Source organism: Mucilaginibacter ximonensis, assembly GCF_042686265.1.
Taxonomy (GTDB): Bacteria; Bacteroidota; Bacteroidia; order Sphingobacteriales; family Sphingobacteriaceae; genus Mucilaginibacter; species Mucilaginibacter ximonensis.
On the sequence record NZ_JBHUPD010000001.1, the window covers coordinates 1,359,757 to 1,376,676 of the forward strand.

Genomic DNA, 16,920 nt, shown 5'->3' on the forward strand with positions numbered 1-16,920 from the left:
CAAGTCTAAAAACTATTGGTAAGTTTGCACTAACGGTTAGTTTAAACTTACGATATGAATTTAGGAACAGCAGCTTTAAATGCCTTGGGCGACCCGACCCGGCGGTCCATCTTTGAGAAACTGGAAAAAGGGCCCTTATCAGTCGTGCACATCGCGGAGGGAATGGCGGTCAGCCGCTCAGCGGTATCGCAGCACCTCAAGGTGCTCAAAGAAGCCAAGCTTATTTCCCTGGAACAAAAAGGCACACGCAGTATGTATAGCATTGAACGGGAAGGCCTGCTGGCCATCCGCAATTACCTTGACCGCTTCTGGGACGAAGCGTTGGACAATTTCAAAAACTTAGCAGAACAAACAGAAAAAAATGGAAACCATTAATCTGACAACGATCAAAAAAGAAGTGCTGGTCAATGCCTCGCAGGAGACCGCCTTTAAAGTATTTACCGGGCGTATGGATGCCTGGTGGCCCAAGACCCACCATGTGGGAAAATGCCCGATGGTAGAATCCGTCCTGGAACAAAAACAATCAGGGCGCTGGTTCTCCCGGCATGAAGATGGCTCGGAAGTGGAGATCGGGCATATCCTGAAATGGGAGCCTTACGGACAGGTGATCCTGGCCTGGCAGATCGATGGCAATTTCCAGTATGATCCGGCGCTTATTACCGAAGTGGAAGTGAATTTCATCGCCGAGGGTCCGAAGACGACCCGCGTGGTCATGGAACACCGCGACCTGCAGAAATTGGGCGGCGGCGCTAAAGTGGTCGGCGATATGGACAATGGCTGGGGCATGATCCTGAACCTTTATAAAGTGGTAGCCGATGAAGCCTAAAATTTTATTGCGCGCCGCGGCGGTACTGATGTTGCTGCATACCATCGGGCACACCTTTGGCGCGCTCGGCTGGGCCAAAGCACCAAATACCAAAGTGGCGGCTGTGATCAGCGGGATGCAAAATGAGCATTTTGATTTTATGGGCCGCAGCGTCACGCTGGCGCAATTCTATATCGGCTATGGCATCAGCATGATCCTGATATTACTTTATTTTAGCCTCCAGTTATGGCTGCTTGCGATAAGCCCTACCCGCCCCATGCTCCTGTTGACGGCATTGTTGCTCAGCGGATTGGCCGTTTGCGAATATGTTTATTTCTTTCCTTTCGCAGCATTGTTTACCGCGATCGCGGCGGCATGTACCTGGTTATCTTTCAAACAATTGCCTCAACCATGAACAATTACCAAGCTCTATTTACAACTAAACTTTCACAGGCCAAAGCCAAAGATGGAATTTGTCGAGTGCAAAACTGGTGGTCTGCCGATGTGCAAGGCCATAGCGCTGATGCCGGTGATACGTTCCGGGTGCGCTTTGGCAAGACCTGGGCGGATATCCGTATCACCGAAGAAGGTCCTCAACGACTGGTCTGGACCTTCACCGACTGCTACCTCAACTTGCTGAAAGACCCGCAGGAATGGAAAAATACGCGCGTAATTTGGGAATTAATTCCGGCTGGCGACGGCACCGAACTAACCATGACCCATGAGGGCCTAACCCCGGCGCTGGAATGTTTTGAGGACTGCCGCCAGGGCTGGGATTTCTTTGTGCTTAGCAGCCTGCGGCAATACCTGGAAACCGGCAAAGGCCTGCCCGCAGCAGGGATACACGCCCGAGTGAACCTGAATGGCGAGCTTATCAAAGGCACCTTATATTATAAACAGGATCCAGCGCCAACCCTTCAGGCGGGCGATATTCTGATCGATGTCAAAACCAATGCCGTCGAAGAGGTCACCGGTGCTTTTGCGGTTTTAGATTACCGACCAGAAAATTTTGATCCGCAACTATTCCAGGGAGATAATTATATGGTCATCAGCGCTGGTGAAGCCGACCTGGGTCAATTGCAGCGTTATTTTGCCGTCAACCCTCATGCCTGATATCCGACATCAGCTCAGCATCAGCGGCGAAATCCATGAGGTATACACCGCATTGACTACGGCGATGGGTATCCGACGTTGGTGTACGAAAAATGCGGACCTGGATCAGCAGGTTGGCGGTCAGGGCATATTTCGTTTTGATTACCAGGGTAAGGTGGAAACCATCATGCGTATACTGAACCTGCAAGAGCCCGTTTTGGTGACCTGGGCGGTAGAAAGCTCCTTTCGCCCCGAACAGGTCGGCACCCTGATCAGCTTTGAATTATGCCCCGGAAAAAAGGGCATCGTACTCAGCTTCAGTCAAACCGGTTACCGGGAAGCGGGCGAAACCTTTGAATTAATGCATAAAGGCTGGGCCTATTACCTGGTCAGCCTGAAAAGATATATAGAAACCGGTCAGGGTGCCCCCAGCCCCGATCTTAACTGGAACATTATGAAAGAAAACACCACCGAATTCAGCTGCACCATCAGCGTACCGCAGCCTGCAAGCGAGGTTTTTAAAGCCATCAGTCAAGTATCCCAATGGTGGGTGGCCGATGTAGACGGTAGTGCCGATCAGCCGGGCGCTGTTTTTACCGTCCATTTCGGCACAACCTGGGTCAAATTCCAGATCACAGGCTGGACGCCCGGCCAGCAAGTAACCTGGCAGGTGATCGACTGCACGCTTCCCTGGAACCGGACCGATGAACAGGAATGGAACGGTACAGCTATTTTATGGCTATTGGAAAATGACGGCGCATTAACCCGGGTGACGTTTACCCATGAGGGCCTGTCCGTGCTGGACTGCGCCGGGCAATGCGAAAAAGCCTGGACAGGTTATATCCAGCAAAGTTTATTTAACTATGTCAGTACAGGCAAAGGATTACCCAACCGCTTTTAAGATCAATTCCGTCTTCAGGCAATTCGAATAACCTCGGGCTAATAATCTTTTCTTTGCCAGGTTCCAGAGTTCAAATTGTACATTGATGATCTCTCGTCCGGCTTTAATGATGGTGGTGCGACCCGTTACCACGTCGCCTGGTTTGGCCGGGGCGAAATAATCGATCGCGTTATTGACCGTGGTATAAAGGTGTTGCCGCCCTGAAGTAATGATGGTCGCGCCGATCATATCGTCCATGATCGCCGCGGTTATCCCGCCATGCAAGGTGCCCGCCGGGTTGGTCATCACGGGGTTGACCGTAAACTCAAAGGTTAAAGCGCCGTCTGCTACTGCGCGTACTACCGGCGCCAGCCACAGCATCAACGGTGAGGGTGATTCGGTAACAGTTTGGCCAAGCTGTTTGGCAAGTTGTTCTTTAAGATGGTTCATATTTTGGAAGGGTTATGCTATAACTGTAAATAAATAAACCCAGCATCAGCAAGTCGGGTGAAGAAGCAATAAGCATTTCTTTGGCCAGCCGGCCATGTACAAATAGTAAAATACAACTGATGATATAGCCGCCTTTAGCGATCATGCCGGGCAACATCGCCTGCCGGTATTTTACGGGGTCGGACGCAATAAGTAAAAATAAAAACTGGAAGGCCAGCGTGACTAAAAAGAACCCATAATAAAACTCGGGGTGCGTCAGCGGCGCGAAAACCTGTTCCCGGAAAAGCTGCGGCACCAAAATAATGATGCCGTAGATACCGGAAACTAAAAAAATATAACGGACTGTTTTCATCATCAAGTCATAATTCGAACCACCGTTGCCGGTGGTTCGCGGAAATACTATTAACGTTTTACGGTAACTTTTAGAAAAGTAGCCGGTATGGAAGTCGGTGCCTCGCTACCATTTTTATTCTGGCTATTGAACAAGTCAGTAAGCTGTTGGTACAATTCCGCAGCCTGGCCATTTTTTTCAGCCGCTTCAAAGGCATTCATGGTGGGGCCATAATAGCTCCGGAATATATTCACCAAGGCTGAGGGCGGAAAAGGTCCGCTGAAGGTAAAGGTTGCCTTTTCAAAACCGATATTGGCTGCCGGGATACCCGCCTGAACAAAACGTTCCGTCACCTTATCTTCCACTCCCCAAAGCATGGGGCTGATAAAGCCTTCCGGTGGTGGCGGCGTAAAGGCTGAACTCACTTTAAGGATCTGCGCCACCAGCGTCGGGTCGCCCGGTATCCAGTTCCCCATGACGATCTTTCCGCCGGGCTTGGTCACACGCACCAGTTCCTTAGCCACGGCATCCGGGTTGGAAGAGAACATCGCGCCGAATATCGTAACGACTAAGTCAAATGATTGGTCATCTAAATTGATCAGGTTGCTGGCATCGCCCTCCTGAAAAACACAGTTCTTTAGTTCAGCAGTTATTGCGCGTTCGTTGCCGGCCTTTACTAAATTAGCGGCGATATCTACGCCTAAAACGTTCGCACCTAATTTGGCAGCAGGTATTGCAGTTGTGCCGTCGCCACAACCCAGGTCTAAAACGTTTATTCCTTTGTTAATGCCAAGCGTGGCCACAAGTGCTGCGCCGCTTTCTCTCATCGTTGCGGCGATCTGGGTAAAGTCACCCTTTTCCCATAATAATTTGTTTGGATTCATATCAATAAAAATTTGATACAAAACTAGGTGGAGCCCAGTCGCCGGAATGCGCTTAAAAGTCCAAAAAGGTGATGATTTAGGCCAGTACCCTACGGCTCCGCGGGGTAACGCCAAAGCGGGTACGGAAAGCGCGGCTGAAATGGGATCGGTTGCCAAAACCGCTTTCAAAGCCGGCTTCGGTAACGGTCTTGTCCGAATGGGTCAGCAAATGCATGGCCTGGTCCAGGCGTTTTTCCAGCAGCCATTTGCCGGGGCTGCAGCCAAATTGTTTTTGAAAATCGCGTTTAAAACTGGACAAGCTGCGGTTGCTGAGCTGCGCGAAATCTTCCAGCCCCAGGTCAAAGCAGTAATTATCTTCCATGACCATTTGCAGCGATATTTCCTGGGGTTTTTGCAGTAAGGCGCTGAAGTAGGCGATCAGTTCAGCGTTACGGGTATTGCCTGCCAAAGTCAACACAATCTCGCGGAATTTGACTTCGATCAACGCCGGGTCAGGTTCCAGCCCGCTGCCAAACAAAGCGATCATCGAATTAAAAAAAGCATTGACCGGTTCATCGCTATACAGGGCGATCACGGCTTCGTATTTTTTATCCGGCTGGTAAAGCGGGAAAGATTTGCTGCGTAGTACTTCGCAGATAAAATCATCGGGCAAAAAGAACATCACCAGGCAGAATGCCCCGTCAAAAAACTGCTCCAAGATCGCAGCGCCTTTTCTGACGAACACACAATCGCCCGGATTCAGTTCATAGCTGCCCTGCGCGGTATGCCAGACTTTATGGCCCTCGACCACGTAAACAATATAGCTATGATGGCTCCAGGCATCCTGAAATTTATCTTTGAGCGGGCAATTATAGAGCGTGATCAGGCTCTCTTTACACCTGAACTGGCGGAAGAACTGGGGATTGTGGAGCTTTCGGTTGTAAATATTGATCACGGGGCAAAACTACGATTTATCCTGCTTATCTTCCACTAAGCTGCTGATATCTTGCTTAATGCGCTGGTAATTGACTGATATCTCGGTATTGCTGATTGCCCGTATAGCTGGTATATCCTGATAACTTCTTTCTTCGGCGGCTATGGCCTCGTGGTCATTTTGGATCTGGCAATGAAAGGTTTTGAGTTCGACCTTATTGGTCGGGTCATCGGCTACCATGCCGACAAATTCGCCCGATGAAAGGCTTGCGATTTTTGAAGCCGGTATGGCATAATCCAGTTGGGTCGAGTGACTCACGGAGGTATCGGTGCTGTTAATGGAGACGCTTTCTTTTTGCTGGTTGATCTTGCCAAAGCGTTCGGAGAGTTGTTTGGCCGTATCGCCGGTGACCTGTCCGCAAATAATATTACCGACAATATTCATGATCACCTCGGCTTGTTCGCGGCCATAGTCTTTTTTAAGCTGACTGTAATCCTGCACCGCCAACGTTACCGCCACTTTATTAGACCGCGCGGTTGCGATCAGGTTATCAATGCCGTTAAAATAAATGGTGGGAAATTCATCAAAGATCAGGCTGCACTTTTGTTGATGCTTGCGATTCACCAGCTTGTTAATCCGGTTCACATAAAGCGATAGTACAGCACCATAAACCTGTGACTTCTGTGGATTATTGGCCAAACAGACTACTTTAGGATCATTGGGATTATTGATGTCGAGTGAAAAATCATTACCGCTTAAAACATAATAAAGCTGCGGTGATGATAGTCTGGCGAGGCTGATTTTAGCGCTGGCGATCTGTCCTTCTAATTGCTCATAAGCTTCGTTTTTCCAGGCGGAGATAAAGGGATTGATCAATACTTCAATTTCCGGCTCGCTGGTCAGGACCGCAAACAAATCTTTGTAGTCGACTAACGAAAGCTCAATGACATGCGGCAACGTACAATAGCGCCCGCCTTCATATTTATTCAAAAACCAGATCAGCGCGGTGACAAAATTGATGGGCGACTCGACAAAGAAGTCGCCTTGCTTCTTGATCCATTCCCGGTTCAGGCCCAGCATGATCGTTCGCGCCGCTTCCATCGCATCCGTGATATCGGTCATGGTTTGCGGTTCTAGCGGATTGCTGCGGTGCATGATGTTCTCAAAATTGATGACATAAAATGCACGGCCGCCATGTTTTAAAAGCGCATTATAAGCGATCTTGGAAAGATCATCGTATTTAAAGTCATAGATGAGCATACTGAAACCTTTGGCAATATGTTGGGTGATGATGTGCCGGATAACGAAATAAGATTTACCCGCGCCGGGACTACCTCCTACCAGCATTCCCCTAAATGGGTTGATGACGTTAATCCAGCTTTTGAAAGTCTTGCCCCGGAAAATATAAGATGCCGGCAGATTGATCGAATATTCATTTTCCAGCAGCCGTTGTTCCTGCGGAAAGGATTCATTGTCCTTATTAAATATATCGCGGCCCAATTTCAACTTCAAGATTCTAAAAAGCAGTCCGCCGCCGGTCATAAATAATAAATAACCAAAGGAAGTTGCGCCGATATAAAGCCAAGCTAAACCAACTACATAATTACTGATGAAGTAAATTAACAGCCCGGTCAGGCAATAAGTAGCCACAGCTCTGCCCCTGATCTTTTCATCACGCTTGCCTTTGGAACCGACCAGCGAAACAATTAATAATCCCAATGCGCTGAGTTTAGCTGACCACGGGGTTTTGAATATGGCCATTTTGGATAACGGCAATAAAATATGGTCAACAATTTTATGCGCCAGTTTCAATTGCTCGAAGGTGCTGTAACAACATAAATAAAAATGGATGAGCAGTATGGCAATGCTGAGTAGCCTGGTAAAGTCGATGATCTTCCTGAGGGCTTGTTCGTTTTCTCCGGTTTGCATAATTATAGATTTAATCCCTTGCGTTTCTTTTTGCTTTCGCGTTTGATCTTATTGAGCGCGCCTATGTCTTCCTGGTCGGGTGCTAGTAAAATGTCGAGCAAATCAGCATTTCCATTTGACGGTTCTGTTTGGGCGATTGGTGATGACGAAGTCGTTTGCTGAACGGACTCGTTTTTATGAAAGCGGTCGTTGAGGGGGTTTGCGCTAAATTCTTTGCCAAGATCGCTGCCGTTAAAGACTGCTTTGTTTTCGTGGTCAATAAAGGTCGCACCGTAGATACGGCCGTCATCGCTCCTTCTGAATAGCACTTCAATATTTTGTGCTTTGAGCAATTTTTCGAATGAGGTTCGATCAGTTGATTTTTGCAGTGCTTGGCTGATGGTTGTTTTCAGTTTTTCTTTTAGTGGTTTGCGCAGCGTTTCATTCAGCCGGAATTTTTCCTCCAGCGTTTTGAGCGTTGGTTTACCATAGATGCTGCTGGCCTTGATCGGCACGCCGGTCTTGTTACCTTTTTTGTCGGTGATCCAATATACCAAACCACCTTTGGCATAGACGCGGGAATCTTTGGAACCCCGGTCAGCTTCGATATGATATTGGCGGAGTACTGCGTTGAGTTCAGGAATACTGGTGAACTTATAAGTGCGGATAGTTTGGTTAACAATATTAGTAATGGCCCGTTTGGTTTCCTGCCGGCCATATTCCGCGGGTATGGCTTTGATGTCCGGCTTTTGCTTTTGCTGTTCTTCAGCTTTGACCAGTTGGTATTTGATCTCGATCGCTTTGCGGGCTTTTTCGGATTGGTTCTGACCTAAGTAATGTAGGCTAATCCGCTCGCCGCTGGCTTTAATGTTAGTTGATACGATATGGATGTGCGGGTGGCCTGCGTCTGAATGGCGGTAGACCAGGTAAGGCTGGTTTTCAAAGCCGATGCCTTGCATATAATCCTGGGTGATCTGCTGGAGTAATTCGGTCGGCAGTTTTTCGCCGTTCGCGAAATTCAGGGAGATATGCACCGTATTGGTTTTGGTGCGTTCGTTTCTTTCCGCCAGGTCAGTCAGCCGCAACAGTTTTTCATAGAAAGATAGGTTCCTAGGTTCTTTGAGGTAGCCAACGGCGCCGATCAGTTCGGCTTTGCCTTGCTTCACTTTGTTTTCGTTATAGTTTAGCGCGCCTTTCAGGCTTTTTCCGCTTTTGATTTTTGCGACCATAGATCCGCATATTTATTCATCTGTTCTTTGATCTGGTTGATAGCTGGCTCTACCCTGCTGTTGATCGTCGTCAGCAGGTTCATCCATAATTTCGCGTCCGCATTGCCATGCGTCGCATTGATGTTCCGCATGGCCTGGTTTAAATTATTGCCAACTGCGTTGAGTTCGCGCCGCAATAAAATCAACTCCTCCAGGATATCATCCATCGCCTTATCGCGGTAAGTGACGGTAATGGTTTTCTCCAATAGCACGTTCCGGGTGTACTCACTCAGCTTGCGGAATAGCGTCTTTTTAAAACGCTTTTCGATCAGTTCAAACTCGGTGGGTTTGAAGCGGACGATCAATCGATGGCTGCGGTTTTCTTCCATTTCGGTGTCTTTGAAAAATGCGACTTCGGAGCTTTTTTTGGCTGGTAGGGTCATCCCCGGGAGCCGGGGCAAGATGCGTTTGTATGACAAACGTACATCTTGCTGACTGCTTCGAAGAGGCAGTTTGAACTACTGTTTGATTGTGTGTTCTTGATTTTTAGGATAGGTTTCGAGGTATAGTTTTAATGCGGTTATGGTAATATCTTTTAACGACAGGTCATGTTCGTTACTATGGGCTTTAAGCTGTTTACGGAGCGATTTGGGTATCTCGGTGTTGAACTGAACATCGGTCGCCCGTTCGGACGCAGGAGCTTTAATTGGCTGCACCTTTTGAATAGGCGGCTGCACTGGCGCCGTTTTGAGTTTGTCTGCCAGGCCGCCGAGTTTATCTTTATAATTAGTCATAGTTTGCTAGGTTAATAGATTGATAGTTTGCTAGCTTGCTATGAGCTGGACTATTTCTTCGGCCAGGGAAGTAATTTCTGCAATGGCTTTGGGGTCGCCGCTGTTTAGAACGCCGCCGGTCATCGACGAGCGGGCGATGCTCACCCGGTCGTGTATCCTGGTATGGAGCATTGGTGCTTCCATCACCTCCATTAGGCCCAGGGTTTCTTTGGTGATGCCGGAGCGTGGTTTGATCATATTTAAAACTACGCCGCAGCGGACATTAAAGGTACGCTGCTGGACCTGTCTGACCATCGCCAGCGTAGACCTAATGGCCATGACATCAAAGAAACCGGCCTTGGTCGGAATTAAAATAAAGTCAGAGTGAAAGAACAGTTCGGGTAACTGATCGGACAAATACGGCGGGGTATCCACGATGATCAGGTCTTCTTCCAGTTCCTGTAAATATGCCACTTTATTGGGCATCAGGACGGGCAAGCCCGGGAACTCGTCGCGGATATGAAATAAGCTGCCTTGCAGGTCGGTGTCTACGATAGCTACGCTCAGGTTGTCCCGGAAACAAAGGGCCAGGTTCAGGGCCAGCGTGCTTTTGCCGACGCCGCCTTTTTGATGGGCGATGGTGATGATCTTTGCCATAGAAAATTAGATTTATAGGTATATAGGAATATAGATTACTAGTTTTATAGAATTATAGCCGGTTGCGCCGCAGTCGCTTAGTGAGCTTCAGTTGCTGGTGGTAATTGAAAATCCAGTCGGAGGCCAGTATTTTCCAGTTCCGGTAAGGCGCGGCGCGCGGGCCGGTCCAGTTGATGCTTTCATACCAATTGAAAAAAGACGAAGCTTGATTAGCTGCTTCCTTCTGATCAAAATAGATGACCACCAGTGCATAGTCCGGCGGCATTTCCGTGCCGAAGCCTTTTTGTTTAGAAACCGGTTTTTTGATTTTCGGTTGTTCGCGTGGCTTAAACCGTTTGGCTTTTCGTTTGATGATCATGGATTTTGTCTGAGTTCATTAAGTCTTCAATTTCCCGCAGGTTATAATAAGTGACGCCACCAAGCTTGGTAAAAGGGACGATGCCTTTATCACGCAGGTATTGTAATTTGCCATCGGAAAGGCACAACATCGTTTTGACTTCTGCCGATTTGATCCATTGTTTGTTGGGCTTACCGTGATAGCTAATTAGCTTGCGGATGCCAATCAATAATTCCTCGCCGAAATCTGCCAGATCTTGTATCGTGAGCAACTGATCGCGTTTGATTTTCTCGTTGAGCATATTATTGGGTTTTGTTAGTAGCCATCATTTGGATGATGTCCTGGTAATCGTAATAGACCGCGCCGCCGATGCGGGTATAAGGCAAGATCTTTTCATCGCGTAGCATTTGCAAAAAGCCGTGAGAAATGCCTAAGATCTTTTTGACATCCGCGGATTTGAGCCATCGCTTATTCGGCGCGTGTGCAAAGGCTTCCGTGATCAGGTCACGAAAATCTTTAAGCAAATCGGTTTTGAGTTGGGCGATGTCTTCCTGCGTCGCCAGCGTGTTTCTGTCCATGACCCAAAATTCGGGAGGTTATTTCGCCGTACTTGCACACCTGTGAATTAGGGGCCTACTTTTATAGGAAGCTAGGTCAATAATAAAATAGGTTCCTATGAACCATTCGTGTTTGAGATCGCAAATTGCGACCTCAACATAAGGTATCGCAAAATGCGACACCTCTTAAGCAGATTTACGCCCGGTATTCGCCAGGTAAATCAAACTGCCCTGATAATAATTATAGGACGGCACATAGCCTATAACGCCCATGGCGCTCAAATCTTTGATACACTTATGATAAGTAGCGATGGAGTTGATACGTGCCAGCGCCATCAGGTCTTTGCGGTAAACCGGGAAGGGTTCGCAAAAATTATTTTGTTTCCAGCTCACAAATAAAGCCAGATAAAGGCTGATATGCGTGGGTAACACCTCGGTATTTTTGGCTGCTTGAATCATGAAGCGGGCCAAAGCGTTTAGTTGTTTCATAATAGATCAGCTACCGGTCAGCATTTTGTTGATGTCATCTGTGTTGTAATACATGATGCCGCCAACCCTGGTGAATTTAATCGTACCATTAACTCTGAGGCTAGTGAGCGTATTCGGGGAGATATTGAGCATTTTGCGAACTTGTGCACTGCGTAGCCATTTTCTTGATGGATCGCTGGTGTGGCCCATCATCTTCTTTAGGGTGTCTAAAAGCCGGTTCTCAAACTCAACCAGGTCTTCTTTGGTGATAATTTCTGCTGCCATAGTGTTCAATGTTAAGTCATAAAAAAGCCCCGCCTAAAATTAAGCGGGGTTCAAATTTGCTCAAGCGTCGTCAAACTATTTCAACCCTGATGACGAGGTGGGTGTTTTTTAGCGGATTTAAACGATACGCATGATGGGTTTTGGTGTTTCCAGGATAGGTGAATCGTCCAAAAACTTGGTATCGTTTAGCCGTTTGTTCAGATCGGCCATATCCTCAGTAACTTTGACCGCCAGCACTTTAGCGTAGTGTTGCGTTTGACGAAGACTTTTGTGCCCCATCATTTTGCTGATCGTTTCCATAGGCACATTATTCGCCAGCGTAATCGTGGTGGCAAACGTGTTGCGGGCCATTTTAGAACTCAATTCCAGGTCTATGTCACAACGTTCAGCGAGGTCCTTTAGGTAGCTGTTATATTTCTGATTACTTAACACGGGTAACAGCATATCTTTCACCAAACAATACTCATCGTCTTCGTATTTTTTCAGGATACCTTTGGCGATAGGCAACAAGGGAATAACCGCCGGCGTACCGGTCTTTTGACGATTTTTGTATATCCTCAACTCGCCATCATTAGTAAACACCTCCGAGCGTTTCAACTGCTTCATATCAATAAACGATAGCCCGGTAAAACAGGAAAAGATAAACAGATCTCTTACCCGGCTTAATCGTGGGGTATTGATAGGTTTATTAGCTATAGCTTGCACCTGCTCTTTAGTCAGATAAATCGTATCCACTTCATCCCGGGTCATTTCGAACTTCGCAAACGGGTCGGCGACGAGCCAACCGTTGTCCACGCAGTCCAGTACGATCTTTTTCATGTTGGCGATATTCTTCAGCGCAGAGTTGTGATTGAGATTTTTGACCGTCCGGTACCAGTGATACAGTTTTTTGATGAATTCCAGGTTAAGCGACAGGATATTGATGTCGTCGATTTTGTAATTGGTTTTCAGGAAGCGTGCGGTATGCTTATAAGACGTTTCAAAGTTAGTATGCGTGCCTTTTGCTACTCCTTTGCCAATCAGTTCCTCCAATCCTTTGTTATGATCTTTAAATAAGGCCATCAGCATCCACTGCCGTTGATCATTACCGGATACAATATTTTTCAAAGCCAGTGCGGTAACAATTTTTCCCCGGTCGATTAATTGTGTCCGGGCATCATAGACCTGGTTTTGCAACATATCGAGGTAGGCGTTAAGCGTTTTGGTTTCTTCTTTATTGCCAATAGCGCGGTTAGCTTTGGCATTCCATTTTTCCGGCTCACAAAACCGTTTGGTCGACAGTTCTTTTTGATCGCCGTCAACAGTAATTCGAAGATAGATTAATACAGGCCCTGCTGTATAATCTTTCGGTTTTTTCAGGTAAAACAGTAAACCTAAGGTTTTTTCAAGCATGATCACTCACGATTTTAAATGAATAAATATCGATATGAGCGCCTCGATAAACAAGATATTCAATGATTGAACATCTTGTTTATCAGTAAGTTATAGCGTTTCCAGTGAGTAAATTTTAAAAAATTTGACTTTACTCACCGAATAACTCACTAAACTCATGAGTTTTAGTGTGTTTCTTTGGTTCACCGTTAAAACAAAAAAACCTGTAAATCAACGATTTACAGGTTTTTGCGTAGTTTTGAACTCCTAATTTGCGGTGAGGGAGGGATTCGAACCCTCGGTACAGTTTCCCGTACGTCAGTTTAGCAAACTGATCCTTTCGGCCTCTCAGGCACCTCACCATTTCCTTTTTACAAGAAGTATCCCTTTTTTCAGGGACTGCAAATATAGTAATTACAGCATCCTGTCAAAAAAAAATTAATAATCTATTCTAACATGATAAATACTCATTAACATTCTTTTGAAAATGGCCTTGATGGTTTCAATATCCTTCAAAGTTATATCGCAGTCTTTCAACTGGTTCTGATCTAATTTGTATTTTACAATGCGATCAACCAGGGCACTGATAGATTTCTCATCAGGCTCTTTTAAAGACCTCGAAGCGGCTTCAACCGAGTCGGCGAGCATTAAAACACCTGTTTCTTTTGAAAAAGGGATGGGCCCCGGATACCTGAAAGTGTTCTCATTGATGATTTTTTCGGGGAAATTTTTCAGAAACGACTGGTAAAAATAATCTACCCGCGTGTTACCATGATGTGTACGGATAAAGTCGATCACAATTTCGGGAATGTTTGCTTTGTGAGCCATCTCTATCCCTTTATGAACGTGACGAATGATGATCTGCGCACTCTCTTCATAGGTCACTTTATCGTGCGGATTAAAGCCCGAGTTTTGGTTCTCCACAAAAAACAGCGGATTCTCCATTTTACCGATATCATGATACAATGCCCCCGCCCTAACTAACAGGGCATTGCCTCCAATGGCGTATATGGCGTTCTCGGCTAAGTTAGCCACCTGCAACGAGTGCTGAAAAGTCCCTGGTGCGGAAAATGCCATTTCCCGAAGCAGGGGTGCGTTGGTATTGGTGAGCTCAATGAGTGTTATGTCTGAGGTAATAGCAAATACTTTTTCAAACAGGTATATCAAAGGATAAGCCAGTAAGGTGAGCAGAACACTTACCACAAAGGGTATGAAATTGTACCACTCGATATCGACTATAGTCCCTTCTTTAATTAAGGATATACCCAGGAACGAAACAAAATAAGTAAACGTGATGATCACTGCCGATATCAGAAACTGCTCACGACGAACCAGATTTTTGATGCTGTAGATAGAAACCATACCTGCTGTGATTTCGAAATATGCAAACTCAAAGCTGTTGGGCACAAAAAACCCGGCTATCAATACCACCAGCATGTGGATATTTAGCGCCAAACGGGTATCAAACAATATTCTGATAATGATGGGCACTATACAGTAAGGGATATAATACAAATTAGGTATCTGCAGCTTAATAGCCATTGACAGTGTGACTAACATTGCTGTAATTACCAGCAAAATCAAACTCACGAGACGGTTATCTGAATAAATGTCTTTTCTGAACAGGTACAGAAAAATCATCAAAAGTGCGATGGTTATGGCTACTAAAAGAAACTGCCCGGCAAGCACCAGCTTAGGGTTGCCATTTATACGCGAGTTATCCTCAAATGCTTTTTTGTATGATATCAGCTTTTGGTACACTTCATCATTCACTACTGAACCTTTAGCAATAATTACATCACCCTTTTGCACCATACCCCGGGTTGTCGAGATATTTTCGAGCACCTCCGTCTCTAAACGAGCTGTTAATTTATCGTCAAAAACTATATTGTTTTGTATGCGATTTTGAAGTAAATCAAGCAGAAATGTTTTGTCAACATCCTTGCGCTTGCTCAGTATTTGATTACAGTAAGCCAAAGCACTTTCTTTTGTCAACAGATCTACAGTACTCTTCTCTGTAGCAATGTTACCCTGCAAAATAGTAAGCGTGTATGATTCTGTTTGCTGATATTTTGAGTTAAGCGAAACTATCCCCTTATCATATACTTGTTTCAGCAAGCCCAGTCCCGCTTGCAGGTATGCAGGCTTTTTACGGTCATCAATACCGGCGTTATGCCACTTAAACTCCAGGTCGTTTTTAAAGCCGTCAAGCTGGCGCTGCTCTATATTGGTATCCAGCTGATAAAGCTGCGTTGTGCTTGCCAAGGCATTTTTACGGTCATTCTGAATTTCGGCGGCAGTTTTGAGAATTGCAAAGTTATATGGTGAAATCAGGTCTTTTTGGTTCCAGATGCGCCCCTTTTCTATTTCATAGCTAAACTTAGCTTGTTTTGGCAGCGAATACACAATTAAACAGGTACTCACCACCATCATTAAAAACTTAACGTTGCGGGCGTATTTGCGCAGTAAAGCCTTTTGGCGCGAGGGTGATAGTGTTGCCATTTATTGAATTAAGCAGTCAAAAATAACACATTTTAAACTATTGCTGTTTTTTTATTGTTTTTATGAAAGTTGTTTTGATATCTTTGTGATATCATTTTAAAATCAAAACCGTCATGAATACTGAAAAAATTATCAACCCGCCTTCAGGTTATTTAACCTTGTTCGTCTTCTTAATATTATTAGGGGCCACTATCTATTGCGGCGTTGCTCAAATGTTTGCTACCGCCATAATTTTAGGTTTGATAGACCTGATATTGGTATTACCCGGCTTAATCATTGTAAACCCCAACGAAGCCAAAGTGCTTACCCTGTTTGGCAAATATGTAGGCACCGTAAAACAAGACGGTTTCTTTTGGGTGAATCCATTTACGCAGAAAAAGAAAGTATCATTAAAAGCTTATAATTTAAATGGCCAGCAGCTTAAGGTTAACGATGCCGTGGGCAACCCAATTGAAATTGCCGCGGTTATTGTATGGCAGGTAAACAACACCGCCAGCGCAGTTTTTGCTGTAGAAAATTATATTCAGTATGTTAACATTCAAAGTGAAGCCGCCGTACGTCACCTGGCTAATAGCTTTCCTTACGATAATATCGAAGACGAAACTGCCAGCATTACCCTACGCGGTGGTGCAGAGCAGGTTAGTGTAATGTTAGAGAAAGAATTGAACGAACGTTTGGACCGCGCAGGTATTGTGGTATTAGAGGCCCGCATATCTCACCTCGCCTATGCTCCTGAAATTGCGCACACTATGTTGCAAAGACAACAGGCATCCGCCATTATCTCGGCCCGCCGGTTAATTGTTGAAGGCGCTGTAGGTATGGTTGAAATGGCTTTGAATAAACTATCAGAAAAAGAAATAGTTGAATTGGACGAAGAACGCAAGGCGGCTATGGTAAGTAATCTGCTGGTAGTGTTATGCGGCGACAGAAGCGTTAACCCCGTAGTGAATACCGGCACTTTATATCATTAATAGCCATGTTTAAAGAATTGTGCATTAAACACACGCCGCATTTATGGTTTACCCGCAGCGGATGGTTTGCCACCGAATATCAGCTTACTGATGGTACTGATATTTATGGCGTGCTTAACTATGAGTGGTTTAGCCGCAACCAATGCGATGCGCAAACCGCCGCACATCAATGGCACTTTAGCTTTTGGAGCTTGTTTTCAAGAGAACTGACCATCACAGATGGCAATGGCGAAGTTATAGGCAGTGCTGAACGCGAGTTATTTAGCAATACCTATACGCTAAACTTAAAGAGTGGCTTCAGAGCCAGGTTTTACCGCCCGTCAATCTTCTCGCGGCGGTATCTGTGCGAGTCTGAAGGTTACGGACCTTTAATTACTATCGAGAATAACTTTCCATTTGGTTTGAATAACGATGTTTATATTGAAGAAAGCCAGGCGCCCGCATCCGTAATCCCATTATTAATATTTTTCGGGATGCATTTGACTATTTACAGACGGGGCCGCCGCAAGCGGCGTTAATTTTAAAGAT

23 protein-coding genes and 1 tRNA gene are annotated in these 16,920 nt (G+C 45.9%); 7 read left to right on the top strand and 17 right to left on the bottom strand.

All coding sequences use genetic code 11. The features are described from left to right. Positions 1-54 precede the first annotated feature (54 nt). From ACFS5N_RS06135 to ACFS5N_RS06155, 5 genes are read left to right on the top strand one after another with little or no spacing between them, the layout of a single operon-like run. Entirely contained in the window at positions 55-375 is a 321-nt protein-coding gene (locus ACFS5N_RS06135) for an ArsR/SmtB family transcription factor (RefSeq protein WP_377183308.1), read from the top strand. Continuing rightward, a complete protein-coding gene (locus ACFS5N_RS06140; protein ID WP_377183310.1) occupies positions 362-826 on the top strand; it encodes an SRPBCC family protein in 465 nt (154 codons plus the stop codon). The genes ACFS5N_RS06135 and ACFS5N_RS06140 overlap by 14 nt, the downstream gene beginning before the upstream one ends. Beyond that, a complete protein-coding gene (locus ACFS5N_RS06145; protein WP_377183312.1) occupies positions 816-1,220 on the top strand; it encodes an LIC_13387 family protein in 405 nt (134 codons plus the stop codon). Before ACFS5N_RS06140 ends, ACFS5N_RS06145 begins: the two co-directional genes overlap by 11 nt. Continuing rightward, a complete protein-coding gene (locus ACFS5N_RS06150; protein ID WP_377183314.1) occupies positions 1,181-1,918 on the top strand; it encodes an SRPBCC family protein in 738 nt (245 codons plus the stop codon). Before ACFS5N_RS06145 ends, ACFS5N_RS06150 begins: the two co-directional genes overlap by 40 nt. Beyond that, positions 1,911-2,798 (top strand): SRPBCC family protein, encoded by an 888-nt coding sequence (locus tag ACFS5N_RS06155; RefSeq protein WP_377183316.1) that lies wholly within the window; start codon positions 1,911-1,913, stop codon positions 2,796-2,798. The genes ACFS5N_RS06150 and ACFS5N_RS06155 overlap by 8 nt, the downstream gene beginning before the upstream one ends. On the opposite strand, the gene ACFS5N_RS06160 is transcribed toward ACFS5N_RS06155, so the two are convergent. From ACFS5N_RS06160 to ACFS5N_RS06240, 17 genes are all read right to left on the bottom strand, one after another. After that, a complete protein-coding gene (locus ACFS5N_RS06160) occupies positions 2,781-3,227 on the bottom strand; it encodes a PaaI family thioesterase (RefSeq protein ID WP_377183318.1) in 447 nt (148 codons plus the stop codon). The genes ACFS5N_RS06155 and ACFS5N_RS06160 overlap by 18 nt on opposite strands. Then, positions 3,214-3,582 (bottom strand): hypothetical protein, encoded by a 369-nt coding sequence (locus ACFS5N_RS06165; protein ID WP_377183320.1) that lies wholly within the window; start codon positions 3,580-3,582, stop codon positions 3,214-3,216. The genes ACFS5N_RS06160 and ACFS5N_RS06165 overlap by 14 nt, the downstream gene beginning before the upstream one ends. A 47-nt stretch (positions 3,583-3,629) precedes the next feature. Further along, positions 3,630-4,385 (bottom strand): class I SAM-dependent methyltransferase, encoded by a 756-nt coding sequence (locus tag ACFS5N_RS06170; protein WP_377183323.1) that lies wholly within the window; start codon positions 4,383-4,385, stop codon positions 3,630-3,632. 133 nt (positions 4,386-4,518) lie between these two features. Next, the gene (locus ACFS5N_RS06175) at positions 4,519-5,376 is read right to left on the bottom strand and encodes a helix-turn-helix domain-containing protein (RefSeq protein WP_377183325.1); all 858 of its coding nucleotides are present in this window, start codon (positions 5,374-5,376) and stop codon (positions 4,519-4,521) included. Positions 5,377-5,385: 9 nt separating this feature from the next. Beyond that, a complete protein-coding gene (mobC, locus tag ACFS5N_RS06180) occupies positions 5,386-7,284 on the bottom strand; it encodes a conjugal transfer protein MobC (protein WP_377183327.1) in 1,899 nt (632 codons plus the stop codon). 2 nt (positions 7,285-7,286) lie between these two features. Next, complete coding sequence (locus ACFS5N_RS06185; protein WP_377183329.1) at positions 7,287-8,492, bottom strand: relaxase/mobilization nuclease domain-containing protein; 1,206 nt, start codon at positions 8,490-8,492, stop codon at positions 7,287-7,289. Next, complete coding sequence (locus tag ACFS5N_RS06190) at positions 8,459-8,860, bottom strand: plasmid mobilization protein (protein WP_377183331.1); 402 nt, start codon at positions 8,858-8,860, stop codon at positions 8,459-8,461. Before ACFS5N_RS06190 ends, ACFS5N_RS06185 begins: the two co-directional genes overlap by 34 nt. 129 nt (positions 8,861-8,989) lie before the next feature. Then, positions 8,990-9,265 (bottom strand): hypothetical protein, encoded by a 276-nt coding sequence (locus tag ACFS5N_RS06195; RefSeq protein ID WP_377183333.1) that lies wholly within the window; start codon positions 9,263-9,265, stop codon positions 8,990-8,992. Positions 9,266-9,295: 30 nt separating this feature from the next. Continuing rightward, the gene (locus ACFS5N_RS06200; RefSeq protein ID WP_377183335.1) at positions 9,296-9,901 is read right to left on the bottom strand and encodes an AAA family ATPase; all 606 of its coding nucleotides are present in this window, start codon (positions 9,899-9,901) and stop codon (positions 9,296-9,298) included. 52 nt (positions 9,902-9,953) lie between these two features. Then, positions 9,954-10,259 (bottom strand): hypothetical protein, encoded by a 306-nt coding sequence (locus tag ACFS5N_RS06205; RefSeq protein ID WP_377183337.1) that lies wholly within the window; start codon positions 10,257-10,259, stop codon positions 9,954-9,956. Next, positions 10,228-10,539: a DNA-binding protein gene (locus tag ACFS5N_RS06210; protein ID WP_377183339.1), complete on the bottom strand. Its 312-nt coding sequence runs from the start codon at positions 10,537-10,539 to the stop codon at positions 10,228-10,230. Before ACFS5N_RS06210 ends, ACFS5N_RS06205 begins: the two co-directional genes overlap by 32 nt. A 1-nt stretch (position 10,540) precedes the next feature. Further along, positions 10,541-10,816 carry a helix-turn-helix domain-containing protein gene (locus ACFS5N_RS06215; protein ID WP_377183341.1) on the bottom strand — a complete coding sequence of 92 codons (276 nt, stop codon included), beginning with the start codon at positions 10,814-10,816 and terminating at the stop codon, positions 10,541-10,543. A gap of 165 nt (positions 10,817-10,981) precedes the next feature. Further along, positions 10,982-11,284 (bottom strand): hypothetical protein, encoded by a 303-nt coding sequence (locus tag ACFS5N_RS06220; RefSeq protein ID WP_377183343.1) that lies wholly within the window; start codon positions 11,282-11,284, stop codon positions 10,982-10,984. 6 nt (positions 11,285-11,290) lie between these two features. After that, complete coding sequence (locus ACFS5N_RS06225) at positions 11,291-11,548, bottom strand: helix-turn-helix domain-containing protein (protein ID WP_377183345.1); 258 nt, start codon at positions 11,546-11,548, stop codon at positions 11,291-11,293. 117 nt (positions 11,549-11,665) lie between these two features. Next, a complete protein-coding gene (locus ACFS5N_RS06230; protein WP_377183347.1) occupies positions 11,666-12,940 on the bottom strand; it encodes a site-specific integrase in 1,275 nt (424 codons plus the stop codon). Between the two features lie 254 nt (positions 12,941-13,194). Beyond that, positions 13,195-13,281: transfer RNA gene (locus ACFS5N_RS06235), tRNA-Ser, on the bottom strand. 76 nt (positions 13,282-13,357) lie between these two features. Then, the gene (locus ACFS5N_RS06240) at positions 13,358-15,421 is read right to left on the bottom strand and encodes an HD family phosphohydrolase (protein ID WP_377183349.1); all 2,064 of its coding nucleotides are present in this window, start codon (positions 15,419-15,421) and stop codon (positions 13,358-13,360) included. A 113-nt stretch (positions 15,422-15,534) separates the two neighbouring features. Between ACFS5N_RS06240 and ACFS5N_RS06245 the strand changes: the two genes are divergently transcribed. Both ACFS5N_RS06245 and ACFS5N_RS06250 read left to right on the top strand, forming a co-directional pair. Further along, a complete protein-coding gene (locus ACFS5N_RS06245; protein ID WP_377183351.1) occupies positions 15,535-16,392 on the top strand; it encodes an SPFH domain-containing protein in 858 nt (285 codons plus the stop codon). Positions 16,393-16,397: 5 nt separating this feature from the next. Next, the gene (locus tag ACFS5N_RS06250) at positions 16,398-16,910 is read left to right on the top strand and encodes a hypothetical protein (RefSeq protein ID WP_377183353.1); all 513 of its coding nucleotides are present in this window, start codon (positions 16,398-16,400) and stop codon (positions 16,908-16,910) included. Positions 16,911-16,920: the final 10 nt, after the last annotated feature.

Bases quoted from the DNA above. Each gene is read 5' to 3' on its own strand.
- ACFS5N_RS06135 (WP_377183308.1), top strand. From the start codon at position 55: ATGAATTTAGGAACAGCAGCTTTAAATGCCTTGGGCGACCCGACCCGG.
- ACFS5N_RS06140 (WP_377183310.1), top strand. From the start codon at position 362: ATGGAAACCATTAATCTGACAACGATCAAAAAAGAAGTGCTGGTCAAT.
- ACFS5N_RS06145 (WP_377183312.1), top strand. From the start codon at position 816: ATGAAGCCTAAAATTTTATTGCGCGCCGCGGCGGTACTGATGTTGCTG.
- ACFS5N_RS06150 (WP_377183314.1), top strand. From the start codon at position 1,181: ATGTACCTGGTTATCTTTCAAACAATTGCCTCAACCATGAACAATTAC.
- ACFS5N_RS06155 (WP_377183316.1), top strand. From the start codon at position 1,911: ATGCCTGATATCCGACATCAGCTCAGCATCAGCGGCGAAATCCATGAG.
- ACFS5N_RS06160 (WP_377183318.1), bottom strand. From the start codon at position 3,227: ATGAACCATCTTAAAGAACAACTTGCCAAACAGCTTGGCCAAACTGTT.
- ACFS5N_RS06165 (WP_377183320.1), bottom strand. From the start codon at position 3,582: ATGATGAAAACAGTCCGTTATATTTTTTTAGTTTCCGGTATCTACGGC.
- ACFS5N_RS06170 (WP_377183323.1), bottom strand. From the start codon at position 4,385: ATGAGAGAAAGCGGCGCAGCACTTGTGGCCACGCTTGGCATTAACAAA.
- mobC (WP_377183327.1), bottom strand. From the start codon at position 7,284: ATGCAAACCGGAGAAAACGAACAAGCCCTCAGGAAGATCATCGACTTT.
- ACFS5N_RS06185 (WP_377183329.1), bottom strand. From the start codon at position 8,492: ATGGTCGCAAAAATCAAAAGCGGAAAAAGCCTGAAAGGCGCGCTAAAC.
- ACFS5N_RS06190 (WP_377183331.1), bottom strand. From the start codon at position 8,860: ATGGAAGAAAACCGCAGCCATCGATTGATCGTCCGCTTCAAACCCACC.
- ACFS5N_RS06195 (WP_377183333.1), bottom strand. From the start codon at position 9,265: ATGACTAATTATAAAGATAAACTCGGCGGCCTGGCAGACAAACTCAAA.
- ACFS5N_RS06200 (WP_377183335.1), bottom strand. From the start codon at position 9,901: ATGGCAAAGATCATCACCATCGCCCATCAAAAAGGCGGCGTCGGCAAA.
- ACFS5N_RS06205 (WP_377183337.1), bottom strand. From the start codon at position 10,259: ATGATCATCAAACGAAAAGCCAAACGGTTTAAGCCACGCGAACAACCG.
- ACFS5N_RS06210 (WP_377183339.1), bottom strand. From the start codon at position 10,539: ATGCTCAACGAGAAAATCAAACGCGATCAGTTGCTCACGATACAAGAT.
- ACFS5N_RS06215 (WP_377183341.1), bottom strand. From the start codon at position 10,816: ATGGACAGAAACACGCTGGCGACGCAGGAAGACATCGCCCAACTCAAA.
- ACFS5N_RS06220 (WP_377183343.1), bottom strand. From the start codon at position 11,284: ATGAAACAACTAAACGCTTTGGCCCGCTTCATGATTCAAGCAGCCAAA.
- ACFS5N_RS06225 (WP_377183345.1), bottom strand. From the start codon at position 11,548: ATGGCAGCAGAAATTATCACCAAAGAAGACCTGGTTGAGTTTGAGAAC.
- ACFS5N_RS06230 (WP_377183347.1), bottom strand. From the start codon at position 12,940: ATGCTTGAAAAAACCTTAGGTTTACTGTTTTACCTGAAAAAACCGAAA.
- ACFS5N_RS06240 (WP_377183349.1), bottom strand. From the start codon at position 15,421: ATGGCAACACTATCACCCTCGCGCCAAAAGGCTTTACTGCGCAAATAC.
- ACFS5N_RS06245 (WP_377183351.1), top strand. From the start codon at position 15,535: ATGAATACTGAAAAAATTATCAACCCGCCTTCAGGTTATTTAACCTTG.
- ACFS5N_RS06250 (WP_377183353.1), top strand. From the start codon at position 16,398: ATGTTTAAAGAATTGTGCATTAAACACACGCCGCATTTATGGTTTACC.